Raw genomic sequence first — 14,213 nt, forward strand, 5'->3', positions numbered from 1 at the left:
TGGAGTTGCCCCAACGGGAGACCGAACCATGCCCGACAAGCCCGCCATCGGTCCGTCGACGAAACTCTGCATGTCCCTGGCCGGCCGGCCAGGAAAGTTCGGCTCACGCTTTCACAACCGGCTCTATGAGCTCACCGGGCTCGACTACATCTACAAGGCCTTCACCACCAAGGATCTGCCGGCGGCGATCGGCGGCATCCGGGCGCTGGGCATCCGCGGTTGCGCCATTTCCATGCCGTTCAAGGAGGCCGTCATCCCGCTTCTCGACCATATCGAGGGATCGGCGGCTGCCATCGACAGCGTCAACACCATCGTCAACGACGATGGCTGGCTGACCGGCTACAACACCGACTACAGCGCGGTGCTGGACCTGCTCGATCATGCGGAGATCGCACCTTCCACCCCGTTCCTGCTGGCCGGCTCCGGCGGCATGGCCAAGGCGGTGACGGCGGCGCTGCGCAACCGCGGCCACCGCTCTGGCGTCATCATTGCCCGCAACGCCGCCACGGGACAGGCGCTCGCCGACCTCTACGGCTTCGACTGGGCCAGGTCGTCGCAGGATCTGACGGCGCCGCTGATCATCAACGCCACGCCGGTCGGCATGGCCGGCGGCGCCGAGGCGGAAACCCTCGCCTTTCCGGCAATGGCGATCGAGGCAGCGGAGACCGTGTTCGACGTCGTGGCGCTGCCGGTCGAGACACCGCTGATGCGGGCGGCAGCAGCGGCCGGCCGCAAGCGCATCTCCGGCGCCGACGTTGCCGTGCTGCAGGCGCTCGAGCAGTTCGCACTCTACACCGGCGTCCATCCCAGCGAGGAGCAGGTGAAGGACGCCGCCATCTTTGCGCGAGATGCCTGAGCGGTCAGGCAGCAAAGACTTCAGGCGCATCCCTTTCAATGATGCGGAACATCGTGGTGGAAAGTGCCCCGGTTACCACGAGGGACATGCCGGTGAAGACGGGGTCCAACACGGCGAGCATCAAGACCTGAGCCGCAATACGGCCAAGACCGAGCATATGCAGAACTGCGGCAAACAGCAGGCTGATGCAGACCAGGGCGATGAATCCGACAACGGCATAAACAAGCCAGATGCCGAGGAGGCGCCATCGACGCCCTTCGGTCGCCGCCCAACTCACGTTCATGCTTTCCGATACGCCCAGCCGCCGAAGTGCCAGCGTGGGTACGGCCAATGAGAAGGCAATCCAGAGGAAAATCCCGGGGATGATCAAGAGGAGCGTGCCGACGATCACGACTAGGCCCATCAGCAGCGCCATTGCCAGACAATCCCAGAACCGATCGGAAGCTATCCAAAGTGTCTGAGCCGCCTGCAGGGGCCTGCCAGCCAGCCGCATGTCGGCGGCATGGATGGCGGCGTAATGGACGAAGCAGGCCATCACAGAAGTAGCGATCGAGAAGAACACGGCGGCAAGGCTTGCCGCGAGACCGCCAACACCGAGCCCGTACTGCAATGCAAAGCTCAGCAAGTTCAGGACGCCGGCGAATCCGCTGAACATCATCAACAGAGTGATCGACTCCAGTCCCAAAACTTTGGGAAGCAGCCGAAACACACTGTTGATCGTGAGGTCTCCGGTTGCGAGTGCCATCCTGCATCCATTCCGCGCCATCCGTTGTCGCGACGGAAAATAGCAGAAGGCAGCTCAACCCAAAGACGAGAGAAGAGGCCGGACTAACTTTCGCTGGAGATGGTTACCGAAGACACCAAGCCGAGCGCTGAGGGTCAGCTGTAGCAGGCTTGCTCGACCTTGCCGATCGCCGCCGATGAGCCTTTCAAAGTGAAGATCGCGGCCGGCAGGACGCCACTCTTGTCGGTCACGGTCAGCGGTCCCGCGGATTTCAGGACGCGGACAAGTTCGCTGTCGCGACGTGGCGTCGCCGTCATCGCGCCGTCCATCGCCTCATAGCGAAGGGTGATCTCGGCATTGAGCGCCCCGCTCGCAAATATGAAGGTCGCGTGATGGTTCATGTCGCCCTTGGGCGGAAAGCCATCACCGGTCATCGGCAGGAAGCGCAGGCCGATCTTGTCCTCCCCGCCGCAGGTGATCAGCAGGATGTCGTCCGGCCGGCCGGTCGCGCAGATCGACGCGGTCATCATCATTCCGCCCTCGTCCTGTTCGAGCCCGGCTTTCCACGCTTCACAATCGCCGGCCAGAGCCGGTGTTGCCAGGACGGCGGCAAGTACCGCCATACCGCAGACTCTCATGGGCTCCCTCCCCGTCAGGTTGCGGCATCAGGCATCCGCATTGCCGCTTCGGCAAGCTCGACCTTCGGCGTCAGCCGTAGCGTCGGGCCGCCTCCACCGCGAGCCCCGTTCCGACCGAGCCGAACACGTTGCCGGTGACGACGCGCGCCTCCGGGACCGAGGCCAGAATGGCGGAGCGTACGTGTTCGAGCCTGGTGGATCCGCCGGTCAGGAACAGGGCATCGATATCGGCAGCGGCGACGCCGGCCATAGCAAGGCAGGCATCGACGCGGGCACCGATGCGCGTGGCCAGATCGCCGGTGTGCCGGACAAGGCAGGGATGATCGATATGGGTGGAAAGGCCACGCTCCAGCCAGTCGAAGGGAACGGTGACCGCGCCGGTCTCGGCAACGGCAATCTTGGCGCCCTCCACTTCGATGGCGAGGGTATGGCCGCGCTCATCGTCGACCACCCGCATCAGGCGATGAATGAGATGCGGCTCGGCGGCGCGCCTTTCCAGATCGACGAGTTCGCGGTGCACGCGCGGCTCGTAGAGCCGGTTGATCGCCGACCATGTGGCGAGGTCGTGATAGTAGACCGAGGGCACATCGATCTCGCCGCGGGCAAGCTTGGAGCGGAAGCCGAGGAGCGGCATCACCGTGCCCAAGCTGAGGTGGCGGTCGAAGTCGGTGCCGCCGATACGGACGCCGTCGTTGGCCAGCACGTCGGAGGCGCGTTCCGCCTTCTTCGCTCGGTCCGGCCCGAGACGAACGATGGAAAAGTCGGACGTGCCGCCGCCGATGTCGGCGATCAATGCCAGTTCCTCATGGGAGAGCTGCTGCTCATAGTCGAGGCTGGCGGCGATCGGCTCGTACTGGAAGGAAATTTCCTGAAAGCCGAGGTCGCGGGCAATGGCATGCAGCGTCGCCTCGGCCAGACGATCGGCTTCCGGGTTGCCATCGACGAAATGTACCGGTCGGCCGTGAACGAGGTGGGTGAGCGGCGCGCCGGACGTCGCCTCGCCGCGCTTCTTCACTTCCGCGAGGTAGCGCTTCAGCACGTCGCGGAACTTGACGCGGCTCTTGCCGACCAGCGTCGTCTCGTCCATCAGCGCCGAGCCGAGCACGGACTTCAGCGCCCGCATCAGGCGGCCGTGCTCGCCGCCGACATAGGCGGCAATGGCGGCGCGGCCGACCGAGATGGAACCGTCCTGGTGGTAGAAGGTGGCGCTCGGAAGCGTCTCCTCGTCGTTCTCGAGGCGCACCATGTCGGCCCGGCCGCCTGTGACGACGCCGAGCGTTGTGTTGGACGTGCCGAAATCGAGGCCTGCCGCCGCCATGACCGCTCTCCGAATAAATTGGGGGGCGGTTTCCCTAGCGCTTCGCGTCGGCGATTGCCAGTGCAAATCAGGCGAGCAGGATCACCAATGCCGTCAAGGACAGCAGCACCAGCAGGGCCGGCAGCGTGAAGAGGCCACCGGTCAGCGGCGGTTCGGCTGCCACCTCCTCTAGATGGCGTCGCATGCCGCCAAGACGATGGCCGGCAACGAAGGCGCGGGTGTGGACGGCTCCGAGTTCCCGGAGCACGGCATCTTGATACTGGTTTCGACGCATGACAAACCACCAATGAACATTCTGGAGCTTGCCGCCTCCACGGTTAAGAACGCCTCAACGGCGTTGACGACACCGGGATCGCCGGTGTACGAGCCGGAACACATGTAGAACGAGATTGGCGCTTCCGCCGCCGGCGTGGCAAACTCCGAGGCGCGCGAATCAGCGCTCCCCGGCGGGCGGCGGAAGGCCGGCATCGCCGGCAACGGACGAAGACGGGAACGCATGGAAAAGGACGATCTGTTCGGAACCCTCCCTCCGCCGGCAAGCACGGCAGCCCCGGCGGCGGCGCCCATTCGTGCGCCCAAGGCGGCGCGCACGCGACCCGAGATCACCACTCCGGTGGAAGCGGTCTATGACGCGTCGGCGATCGAGGTTCTGGAGGGTCTGGAGCCGGTGCGCCGGCGGCCGGGCATGTATATCGGCGGCACCGACGACAAGGCGATGCATCACCTTTTCGCCGAGGTGATTGACAACTCGATGGACGAGGCGGTGGCGGGCCATGCCTCGTGGATCGAGGTGCGGCTCGATGCCGACGGGTTCCTGACCGTCAACGACAACGGACGCGGCATTCCCGTCGATCCGCATCCCAAGTTTCCGGGCAAGTCGGCGCTGGAGGTGATCCTCTGCACGCTGCACGCCGGCGGCAAGTTCGACAGCAAGGTCTACGAGACCTCGGGCGGCCTGCATGGCGTCGGCGTTTCGGTGGTCAACGCCTTGTCCGAATGGCTCGACGTCGAGGTGGCGCGCGGCCGCCAGCTCTACAAGCAAAGCTTCTCGCGCGGCATTCCCCAGGGAGACTTGCAGCGGCTCGGCGAGACGATGAACCGACGCGGCACCAAGACTCGCTTCAAGCCGGACCCGCAGATTTTTGGTGAAGACGCCCGGTTCGAGCCGGCGCGTATCTTCAAGATGGCTCGCTCGAAGGCCTATCTGTTCGGCGGCATCGAGATCCGCTGGTCCTGCGATCCGTCGCTGGTCGAGGGCTCGAAGACGCCGGCCGAAGCCGTGTTCAAGTTTCCCGGCGGCCTCAAGGACTTCCTCGTCGAGGCGCTGGACGGCGAGAAGCGGGTCGCCGACGACCTGTTCGCCGGGCGCGTCGGCACCGGCGGTCATGGCACGGTGGAATGGGCGGTGTCCTGGTTCGCCGGCGACGGCTTCGTCAATTCCTACTGCAACACCATTCCGACGCCGGATGGCGGCACGCATGAGCAAGGCCTGCGCCTTGCACTCACTCGCTCGCTGAAAGCCTATGGCGAGATGGCCGGCAACAAGCGCGTGGCGCAGGTGATGCCGGAGGACGTGATGACCTCGGCCGGTGCGATGCTGTCGGTCTTCGTGCGCGAGCCGGAGTTCGTCGGCCAGACCAAGGACAAGCTGGCAACCGCCGAAGCGTCCCGGATCGTCGAGACGGCGGTGAAGGATGCCTTCGACCACTGGCTGACCGCCTCGCCGCAACAGTCCGGCCGGCTGCTCGACTGGATCGTCGAGCGCGCCGACGAGCGCCTGCGCCGCCGTCAGGAGAAGGACGTTCTCAGGAAGAGCGCAGTGCGCAAGCTGCGCCTGCCGGGCAAGCTCGCCGACTGCACGCAGAACGCCGCGCAAGGGTCGGAGCTGTTCATCGTCGAGGGCGACTCGGCCGGTGGCTCGGCCAAGCAGGCGCGCGACCGCGCCAGCCAGGCGGTGATGCCGCTCAGAGGCAAGATCCTCAATGTGGCGAGTGCGGGCCGCGACAAGGTGACGGCCAACCAGCTGCTGTCCGACCTGTTGCAGGCGCTCGGCTGCGGTACCCGTTCGCACTATCGCGAGGACGACCTCCGCTACGACAAGGTCATCGTGATGACCGACGCCGACGTCGACGGCGCCCACATCGCCTCGCTCCTGATCACCTTCTTCTATCGTGAGATGCCGCAACTCATCCGTGGCGGACATCTCTATCTGGCGGTGCCGCCACTCTACCGCCTGACCCACGGCGGCAAGACCATCTATGCCCGCGACGATGCTCATCGCGAGGAACTGCTCCGCACGACGTTCAAGAACAAGAAGCCGGAGATCGGCCGTTTCAAGGGCCTCGGCGAGATGATGCCGTCGCAGCTCAAGGAGACCACCATGGACAAGAAGACGCGGACCCTCCTGCGTGTCGTCCTGGTGGAAGACGAGGCGGAGCAGACGGCGGATTCGGTGGAGCGTCTGATGGGCAACAAGCCGGAAGGCCGTTTCCAGTTCATTCAGGAGAATGCGGAGTTCGCCGAGGATCTGGACATTTAGGCTGGAGACCCCGGTCCCTGACGGGCTTCAGGTTTTCGCGCAGCTCCCACGCAAACTTGGTCCGCACTTTTGCTGAAGTTGCTCTTGAGCCTCCTCCAGGTCTACTGTCCTCACCGCTTAGAAGTTGCGAACCGGGCGTAGGCAGCGCACCATGCCGGCAGTCGATTTTCCGAAAGACACTTCCGCAATGACATACATTCGCTTAGCCCTGCTGGGCGTCCTAGTGGTGGCCATTTTGGCGCTTCTGAACGGCGGCTGGTACACGGTTCAGGAAACGGAGCGCGGTGTCCTTCTGAGAAATGGCGCCTTCGTCGCGACCGTCGAGCCGGGGCTCCATTTCAAGCTGCCGGTCTTCGAGAGCGTCGTAAAGATCGACGTGACGCAGCGGGCCTTGAGGTGGGCGAGCGACAACAGTCTCGAGGCCTATAGCCAAGACCAGCAACCGGCCAACCTATCGGTCTCCGTGGTCTACCATGTGCCGCCGGTCGACGTGGACAAGGTCTACCGGCAGTTCGCCGGTGTCGAGGGCTTGGAGTCCCGTCTGATCGCCCGCAAACTGCCACAGGATCTCAAGACGGTATTCGGGCGCTACACCGCTGCGTCGGTCATCCAGAACCGGGGCAAGTTCGTCGCCGACGTCGAGAGCGCCGTACGGGCGGGCATTGTCGGCCCCCTGGTGGTCGATCAGGTCAACATCGAAGACATTATCTTCTCCGACGCCTACGAGAACTCCGTCGAGCAGCGCATGCTGGCGGAGATCGAAGTGATGAAGCTGCGCCAGAACGCCGAACGAGAGAAAGTGCAGGCGGAAATCACCGTGACGCAAGCCAAGGCTGCCGCCGACAGCCAGCTCGCCACCGCCACGGCTGCGGCACAAGCCACCGAAATCCAGGCCAAAGCCGATGCCGAGCGCATCCGCTTGAGGGGTGAAGCGGACGCCGCGGCAATTCGCGCCCGGGCAGACGCGCTTGGCGTGAACGGCGATGCGATCATCCGTCTGAACAACTCCGAGAAATGGAACGGGCAGTTGCCGGCTACCATGCTGCCGGGAACGACGTTGCCGTTCGTGGAAATAAAGTAGACAGCGCCAGCGGGGGCGTCTGGTCTCGTGCGGCTTTCGCGGCACGAGACGGTGTCGTCGTTGCGCTTCAGCCACTCTGCCGATCGTTGGCTCGTTTTGCATCGCTCCCCGGCCGCTCGAGGACAGGATGCGTAGATTTGCGCTGGCGGCAAGAAGATCGACCGATGAACTGCGGATACCGATGGGATCCTCGCGTTCATCTCAATGGCAGCATCATGCAAATCATGCCGCGAAAGGCCCCGAACTCGCTTCCATGACCTCGGAAGTAACAATAAACGCTCAATTCGGCAGGAATTGATTGACATGCGGACGATTCCACATATGGTCTCCCACCATATCCGGATCGTTCCAAGACGGTCCGGACGCGCGTGGATTCGCCTGCCTCCAGTGTTCGAATCCCCCTATCCAAGAGACCGCACACCACATGAATTTTTCTGATCTCGGACTGAGCGCCAGCGTAATGGCGGCCGTTGAAGCGGCCGGCTATACGACTCCGACGCCGATCCAGGCCGAAGCCATCCCGCATGCCGTCGCCGGCCGCGACGTGATCGGCATCGCCCAGACGGGCACCGGCAAGACCGCCGCTTTCGTGCTGCCCATGCTGACGCTCCTCGAGAGCGGCCGCGCCCGTGCCCGCATGCCGCGCACGCTGATCCTCGAGCCGACGCGCGAACTCGCGGCGCAGGTCGAGGAGAACTTCGTCAAGTATTCGATCAACAACAACCTCAACATCGCTCTGTTGATCGGCGGCGTGTCCTTCGACGACCAGAACCGCAAGCTCGATCGCGGCGCCGACGTACTGATCGCCACGCCCGGGCGACTCCTCGACCACTTCGAGCGTGGCCGGCTGCTTCTGACCGGCGTCGAAATTCTTGTCATCGACGAGGCCGACCGCATGCTCGATATGGGTTTCATCCCGGATATCGAGCGCATCTGCAAGCTGGTCACCAAGAACCACCAGACGCTGTTCTTCTCGGCCACCATGCCGCCGGAGATCCAGGCGCTGACCGAGAACTTCCTGAACAACCCGGTGCAGGTCGAGGTCGCCAAGCCGGCGACCGCCGCGGCGACGGTGGCCCAGCGCCTCGTCGTATCCGGCACTGAGGATTATGAGAAGCGCGAAACCTTGCGCGCCCAGATCGCGGCGGCGCAGGATCTCAAGAACGCCATCGTGTTCTGCAACCGCAAGCGCGACGTCGCGGTGGTGTTCCGCAGTCTTGTCCGCCATGGCTTCAACGTCGGTGCCCTGCATGGCGACATGGACCAGCGCGCGCGCATGGCGACGCTCGACGCCTTCAAGAAGGGCACGCTGACACTGCTGGTCGCTTCGGATGTCGCCGCTCGCGGCCTCGACATTCCCGACGTCAGCCACGTCTTCAATTACGACGTGCCGATCCACGCCGAGGACTATGTCCACCGCATCGGCCGCACCGGTCGCGCCGGTCGGTCGGGGACGGCGGTGATGATCGTCACCCAGGACGACGAGAAGCATCTCTCGGCCATCGAAAAGCTGATCACCACCGATATCGAGTGGATCGGCGATCCGATCGTCTTCGACCCCGAGGCCCGCAAGCGGTCGCGCGGTCGCAAGAGCGCTGAGGGCAAGGAGTCGCGCCGATCGCGCGCCAAGGCCGAGGGCGATGAGGCCCGTGCACCGTCACGCTCGCGCCGCACCCGCCAAAGCACCGAGGCGGTCGAGGCGACCGCCGAGGAGGCGCCGCGCCAGAGCCGCAGCCGCAGTTCCCGTCCGGACCGTGAGGCGAGGCCAGAGCGCGAGGCAAGGCCGGAACGCGAGCCGAGACAGGATCGTGAGGCAAGACCGGACCGCGAGCCAAGACCCGACCGGTCGGCCGAACGGCAGCCCGTGCGCGCCGGCGAACGTCCCCGTTCGATGCCGCGCCGCGATGTCGATGACGGTCCCGCCGTGGTCGGCCTCGGAGACCATGTGCCGGCCTTCCTGCTGCGGCCGGTACGGATCGCCAAATCGGCGAACTGAGTTCTATCCAGCGATACCCTTCAAACGGCGGCCCTGCGGCCGCCGTTTTCTTTTGGCGTGCGTGGCAAATCGCTTCGCAGGACCGGAAAAAACGTCCGCCCGCCGTTTGGCGGACGGCGGAAAGCTCAAGCTTTACTGATGCTGTGCACCATTGCTTAACGCTCAATTCATGCCTGCGGTCTATCAAGAGTGAGGGCAAGCTGGGCAATGGGCGGAGACCATGACGAACCGGGAAGAGTTTCTGCGGACAATCGGCTATGGTGAAGCGGCCGTGGCGCAACTCAGGCGCAACGAGAACGCGGCCTACCCCCGCAACTACGAACTCTGGTACAATTACTGCGCCGGTTTCAATCACGCCCTCAATCGCGCGGTGAATGACATCCTGCGCGCCAAGGGCCGCATCGAGACGGCCGAACTCCAAGCCATCTACAATCAGTTCATCTCGCCATCGCGCCTCTCCGACCGCATCGAGGACGTCGGCGGCCGCATCTCCGGCGAGATCGATGGCGTCATGGCGGCAATGAGCAAGACGATCACCGCCAATGCCTCCTACGCCGGCACCCTGTCCGAGGCGTCAACGGAGCTGAGCGCGGGCCCGGACCTGTCGCGACTGCGCGGCATCGTGGGAGAGCTTCTGGTCGCCACGGAAGAGACGGAGAAGATCAATCGGGAACTCGAGGGGCAGCTTGCCGACAGCCACAGGCAGATTTCCGAGCTCAAGGAGAGCCTCGAGTCGCTGCGCTTCGAGACCCTCACCGACGAACTGACCACGCTGGCCAACCGCAAGCATTTCGACCAATCACTGGAACGAGCGGTCGCCAACGCGGCCGAAACGGACAGCGTTCTGTCGCTGCTCATCACCGACATCGACAACTTCAAATCGTTCAACGACAGTTTTGGCCATCAGACGGGCGACCAGGTGCTGCGTCTGGTTGCCCTCTCGGTCAAGCAGGCGATCAAGGGGCATCACCTCGCCTGCCGCTATGGTGGCGAGGAGTTCGCCATCATCATGCCGAAGACCAGCCTGTCGCGGGCCGAGACGCTGGCGGAACGCATCCGCACGAGCGTCAAGGAGAAGGAACTCAAGAAGCGGTCCACCGGTGAAACGCTGGGCTTTGTCACCGTTTCGGTGGGCGTCGCTACCTACCATAGAGGCGATACTGCCATCTCTCTGATCGAGCGGGCTGACACCGCGCTTTATCTTGCCAAACGGGCCGGTCGCAACCGCGTCTGCACGGAAGCGATGCTCGCCGCTACCGCGGAAGATGCATAGCATCACCGCATCGGGGGGAACCACGGCCGACGGGGAAGGCCGAGCACCCTGCCGGTCTCCCGCAGGTGGACGCGACCATCCACATCGGTCTGCATTTCGTAGGTGAGCGTACCGGTCAGGGCGAGCCGGCGTCCGTCGATGAGTGCGCCAGCGGGCCGGCACCATGGCGGCGCTTCCAAGCCGGACACCACAATGGAAATGGTCGCGCAGTCATCGCCGAAGGCGAGCGGCCGGCTGGTGACCGAGACCGACGGGCGGCCTGCCGCTGCCTCCAGAAGGCATGCGTCGGCGTCGCAGGGCGAGTTGCGACCCGGCAAAAGAAGTTCGGCCGGATCGACTCCCAGGGCCGCCATCCAAACGTCGAGCGTAAAGCCGCCTTTGGGTCCGATCTTGTACCAGGCTCCGCTTTCCTCACGAACCAGGACGAGCGAGCCATCACCAGCGACGACCAGGCCTGGCGGCGCTCCAGCCCCGATGAAGGCGAGCCCCAAAAACACGGCAACAAGTCCCAGCCATCGCTTGCGGCCCCGCCACAGGCATATCCAGAGCCCCCCGGCGGCAACGACGAGCATCGTCCAGCCCGGAGGCCGGCCATAGAGCCCGCCGCCCGGCGTCCAGTCGGCGACGACGCGCGCCACCGCGATCATCGCGTCGATGCCGGCGCCCATGATGGCAAGCGGCGCGCCTTCGAGGCCGAGCGGCATCGTCAGCGCCGCAAGGAGCGCCATCGGCATGATCAACAAGGACACCAACGGTTCTGTAACGAGATTGGCGATCATGCCGAGCGGCGCCAGACGACCGAAATGGTAAAGCGCCATCGGCAAGGTGGCGAGACCGGCTACCACCGTCGCGGCAAGCGCCGCCACGAACCAGAGGGCGAACCGCCGCACCATACGGGCCAGGAAACTGACGTCGCCGCCATCGTTCACCTCGTCGCGCCCGGCACGCCATGCCTCCAGCCCGGCCATCAGGGCCACCACGGCGGCGAAGGACATTTGTGCACCGGGCTCCATCACCGCCTCGGGTGACAGCGCCAGCGTGACGAGGGCCGCCACCGCGATCACCCTCAGCGACAGGGCGCGGCGATCGATCAGCACCGCGAGAAGCGACACCGCCACCATGATCATGGAACGCTCCGCCGGCACGTCCATGCCAGAGACGACGAAATAGGCGCCGGTGCCCAGCATCGACAGCGCCGCGGCGATCTTCTTGATCGGCAGGTTGAGTGCCAGTGGTGGTACCAGCGCCAGAATGAGGCGGATGCCGCCGAACAGGAAGGCGGCGACCAAGCTCATGTGCATGCCGGAGATCGACAGCACGTGGGAGACGCCAGCAATGCGCATCGCCTCGTTGGTCGCATCGGATATGCCGGCGCGGTCGCCGACGATCAGCGCCGCCGCGATGGCGCCGGTGTCGCCGGGAAGCGCGGCGCGGATGCGGCCGGCCGCCTTGGTTCGCACCGTCTCAATGCTGCTCAGGGCAGTCAGCCAGATGCCGGGCGGGGGTGCTTCCGGCCAGGGTTTGACCGCGCCATAGGTGAAGCCGCTGGCGCCGATCCCGGTGAACCATGCGACGCGGGCAAAGTCATAGCCCCCCGGCAGCGGCGGCGGTGGCGGGGGAGCCAGGCGGGCAAGCATGACAACCGCCTCTCCCGGCGCCGGCACCACTCCACGGGTCGTCACGCGGATGCGCGGCGGCAGGCCGTCCCTCGAAGGCGGATCCATCTCTGCCGGCCTGACGAGCAGGCGCGCCGCGCCCTTGCCGCGATCCTCGACAGCCACGACATGGCCGCGCAGCGTCACGGTCCGCTCGAAAGGAAAGACCGGGTGGGCGGCAAGGTATGTCACCAACGCGGCGTGCAGGAAGCCGAGGCAGACCAGACCGGCAAGAATCGCCGGGAACTGCCAGACCGAGGAGCGGCGAAGGACCAGCGTCAATGACGCGATCATCCCGAGGCCGGCGACCGCCAGCGCGATGACCGGGGGCTCGCTTGTCGGGGCAAAGTAGAAGGCCGCACCGACGGCGACAGCCACCGGCCACCAGAGAAAACCCCGGCCGTCGTCGAGATCGCGGGCAAAGGATTTCCGGAGATCGAAAAGGCGGCGGCGCCATCCGTCTCCGTCGGTCCGGCGCCCATATGGAGCGCTTTCGATACTGGTATCCGTTCGGACCGTCACAGTCGGCGCCTATTTCGGTTGCTTACCCGGCCCATGCCGCGATCTTATTTTGCGAAACGCACGGCTTTCCTGTAAGACGCCGTCCACGCAATGGTCCAGCCGACGACGATCCGCCGTCCTGTCCGGGCCAACCCTGGTATTTTTCGGAACTATCGTCGATGTCCACGCCTGTCGTCACGCGTTTTGCGCCGTCTCCCACTGGTTTTCTGCACATCGGAGGCGCGCGGACGGCGCTCTTCAACTGGCTCTACGCCAAGCGGCACGGCGGCAAGATGCTGCTCCGCATCGAGGATACCGACCGCGAGCGCTCGACGCAGGCGGCGGTGGACGCCATCATCGACGGGCTCTCCTGGCTGGGCCTCTCCTGGGAGGGGGAGCCGATCTCCCAGTTCCAGCGGGCCGACCGCCATGCCGACGTGGCGCGCGCGCTCGTCGCGGCGGGCAAGGCCTACTACTGCTACTGCACGCCGGACGAGCTGAACGAGATGCGCGAGACCGCCAAGGCCAACGGCCTGCCGCCGCGCTACGACGGCCGCTGGCGCGACCGCGACCCGTCGGAGGCGCCGGCCGGCGTCAAGCCGTCGGTGCGCATCAAGGCGCCGCTCGATGGCGAGACGGTGATCGAGGATGCGGTTCAGGGCACCGTCACCTTCCCCAACAAGGACCTCGACGACTTCATCATCCTTCGGTCCGACGGCACGCCCACCTACATGCATGCCGTGGTGGTCGACGACCACGACATGGGCGTCACCCAGATCATTCGCGGCGACGACCACCTTACCAATACGGCACGTCAGAAGATCATCTACGATGCCCTCGGCTGGGACATGCCAAAGGTGGCCCACATTCCGCTAATCCATGGACCGGATGGCGCCAAGCTCTCGAAGCGGCACGGCGCGCTGGGCGTCGAGGCCTATCGCGCCATGGGCTACCTGCCGGTGGCGCTTCGCAACTATCTCGTCCGCCTCGGCTGGGCACATGGCGACGCGGAAATCCTGTCCACCGATGAGATGATCGCCCTGTTCGACCTCGAGGGGATCGGCCGCTCGCCGTCGCGCTTCGACTTCGGCAAGCTCGAGAACCTCAACGGACACTACATTCGCCAGACGCCGGATGACGAACTGGTGGGCCACGTTGTCGCCCTCCTCGATCACATCCCCGAGGGAGCCTCGCTGAAGGCGAAGCTCGACGAGCACAAGAAGGCGCAGCTCGCCGCCGCCATGCCGGGCCTCAAGGAGCGCGCCAAGACGCTGCTCGAGCTGATCGACAATGCCGGCTTCCTGTTTGCCAGCCGGCCGCTGGCCCCGGACGAGAAGGCCGCTGCGCTGCTTGATGACGCCGGCAAGACGGCGCTCGGCGACCTGTTGCCGCGCCTCACCGCGCTGGCCGAGTGGACTGCGGCCTCCACTGAGGAAGTGGTACGCGCCTATGCCGCCGAGACCAGCCTCAAGCTCGGCAAGGTGGCCCAGCCGCTTCGCGCTGCCGCCACCGGACGCACTACGTCGCCGCCGATTTTCGACGTGCTCGCCGTGCTCGGCCGCGACGAGGCGCTGGGGCGCATCAAGGATGCGCTGGCCGGCTAAAAGGCCAAGAACTTTCGGAAAATTGCAA

The 14,213-nt window shown here is 65.2% G+C and carries 11 protein-coding genes; 6 read left to right on the forward strand and 5 right to left on the reverse strand.

The genetic code is table 11. The features are described from left to right. Nucleotides 1-28: 28 nt before the first annotated feature. Entirely contained in the window at nt 29-856 is an 828-nt protein-coding gene (locus tag CXZ10_RS17965) for a shikimate 5-dehydrogenase (protein ID WP_101290744.1), read from the forward strand. Between the two features lie 4 nt (nt 857-860). Here CXZ10_RS17965 and CXZ10_RS17970 read toward each other — a convergent pair whose 3' ends face one another. The 4 genes from CXZ10_RS17970 to CXZ10_RS17985 all read right to left on the reverse strand — a co-directional run bounded on the left by CXZ10_RS17970 (nt 861) and on the right by CXZ10_RS17985 (nt 3,810). Further along, on the reverse strand, nt 861-1,601 hold the full coding sequence (locus CXZ10_RS17970; protein ID WP_101290745.1) for a DUF7847 domain-containing protein: 741 nt from the start codon (nt 1,599-1,601) through the stop codon (nt 861-863). 134 nt (nt 1,602-1,735) lie between these two features. Then, on the reverse strand, nt 1,736-2,218 hold the full coding sequence (locus CXZ10_RS17975) for a hypothetical protein (protein WP_143741562.1): 483 nt from the start codon (nt 2,216-2,218) through the stop codon (nt 1,736-1,738). A 70-nt stretch (nt 2,219-2,288) separates the two neighbouring features. Further along, on the reverse strand, nt 2,289-3,536 hold the full coding sequence (locus CXZ10_RS17980) for an Hsp70 family protein (protein ID WP_101290747.1): 1,248 nt from the start codon (nt 3,534-3,536) through the stop codon (nt 2,289-2,291). Nucleotides 3,537-3,603: 67 nt separating this feature from the next. Then, nucleotides 3,604-3,810 (reverse strand): hypothetical protein, encoded by a 207-nt coding sequence (locus tag CXZ10_RS17985; RefSeq protein WP_101290748.1) that lies wholly within the window; start codon nt 3,808-3,810, stop codon nt 3,604-3,606. A gap of 222 nt (nt 3,811-4,032) precedes the next feature. Between CXZ10_RS17985 and parE the strand changes: the two genes are divergently transcribed. The 4 genes from parE to CXZ10_RS18005 all read left to right on the forward strand — a co-directional run bounded on the left by parE (nt 4,033) and on the right by CXZ10_RS18005 (nt 10,425). Beyond that, a complete protein-coding gene (gene parE / locus CXZ10_RS17990; protein WP_101290749.1) occupies nt 4,033-6,075 on the forward strand; it encodes a DNA topoisomerase IV subunit B in 2,043 nt (680 codons plus the stop codon). Between the two features lie 151 nt (nt 6,076-6,226). After that, nucleotides 6,227-7,156 carry a prohibitin family protein gene (locus tag CXZ10_RS17995; RefSeq protein ID WP_244617201.1) on the forward strand — a complete coding sequence of 310 codons (930 nt, stop codon included), beginning with the start codon at nt 6,227-6,229 and terminating at the stop codon, nt 7,154-7,156. Nucleotides 7,157-7,580: 424 nt separating this feature from the next. Then, nucleotides 7,581-9,152 carry a DEAD/DEAH box helicase gene (locus tag CXZ10_RS18000; RefSeq protein ID WP_101290751.1) on the forward strand — a complete coding sequence of 524 codons (1,572 nt, stop codon included), beginning with the start codon at nt 7,581-7,583 and terminating at the stop codon, nt 9,150-9,152. Between the two features lie 220 nt (nt 9,153-9,372). Continuing rightward, complete coding sequence (locus CXZ10_RS18005; protein WP_101290752.1) at nt 9,373-10,425, forward strand: GGDEF domain-containing protein; 1,053 nt, start codon at nt 9,373-9,375, stop codon at nt 10,423-10,425. Nucleotides 10,426-10,427: 2 nt separating this feature from the next. Here the strand turns inward: CXZ10_RS18005 and CXZ10_RS18010 are convergent, their stop codons facing one another. After that, on the reverse strand, nt 10,428-12,602 hold the full coding sequence (locus CXZ10_RS18010; RefSeq protein WP_101290753.1) for a ComEC/Rec2 family competence protein: 2,175 nt from the start codon (nt 12,600-12,602) through the stop codon (nt 10,428-10,430). A gap of 158 nt (nt 12,603-12,760) precedes the next feature. Between CXZ10_RS18010 and gltX the strand changes: the two genes are divergently transcribed. Further along, a complete protein-coding gene (gltX, locus tag CXZ10_RS18015; protein WP_101290754.1) occupies nt 12,761-14,185 on the forward strand; it encodes a glutamate--tRNA ligase in 1,425 nt (474 codons plus the stop codon). The last annotated feature ends 28 nt before the right edge of the window (nt 14,186-14,213 follow it).

The organism is Pleomorphomonas diazotrophica, from assembly GCF_002844595.1.
Taxonomy (GTDB): domain Bacteria; phylum Pseudomonadota; class Alphaproteobacteria; order Rhizobiales; family Pleomorphomonadaceae; genus Pleomorphomonas; species Pleomorphomonas diazotrophica.

Excerpts from the sequence above, each read along its gene's own strand:
- CXZ10_RS17965 (WP_101290744.1), top strand. The coding sequence starts at position 29 with ATGCCCGACAAGCCCGCCATCGGTCCGTCGACGAAACTCTGCATGTCC.
- CXZ10_RS18000 (WP_101290751.1), top strand. The coding sequence starts at position 7,581 with ATGAATTTTTCTGATCTCGGACTGAGCGCCAGCGTAATGGCGGCCGTT.
- CXZ10_RS17970 (WP_101290745.1), bottom strand. The coding sequence starts at position 1,601 with ATGGCACTCGCAACCGGAGACCTCACGATCAACAGTGTGTTTCGGCTG.
- parE (WP_101290749.1), top strand. The coding sequence starts at position 4,033 with ATGGAAAAGGACGATCTGTTCGGAACCCTCCCTCCGCCGGCAAGCACG.
- CXZ10_RS17980 (WP_101290747.1), bottom strand. The coding sequence starts at position 3,536 with ATGGCGGCGGCAGGCCTCGATTTCGGCACGTCCAACACAACGCTCGGC.
- CXZ10_RS17985 (WP_101290748.1), bottom strand. The coding sequence starts at position 3,810 with ATGCGTCGAAACCAGTATCAAGATGCCGTGCTCCGGGAACTCGGAGCC.
- CXZ10_RS18005 (WP_101290752.1), top strand. The coding sequence starts at position 9,373 with ATGACGAACCGGGAAGAGTTTCTGCGGACAATCGGCTATGGTGAAGCG.
- CXZ10_RS17975 (WP_143741562.1), bottom strand. The coding sequence starts at position 2,218 with ATGAGAGTCTGCGGTATGGCGGTACTTGCCGCCGTCCTGGCAACACCG.
- gltX (WP_101290754.1), top strand. The coding sequence starts at position 12,761 with ATGTCCACGCCTGTCGTCACGCGTTTTGCGCCGTCTCCCACTGGTTTT.
- CXZ10_RS17995 (WP_244617201.1), top strand. The coding sequence starts at position 6,227 with ATGCCGGCAGTCGATTTTCCGAAAGACACTTCCGCAATGACATACATT.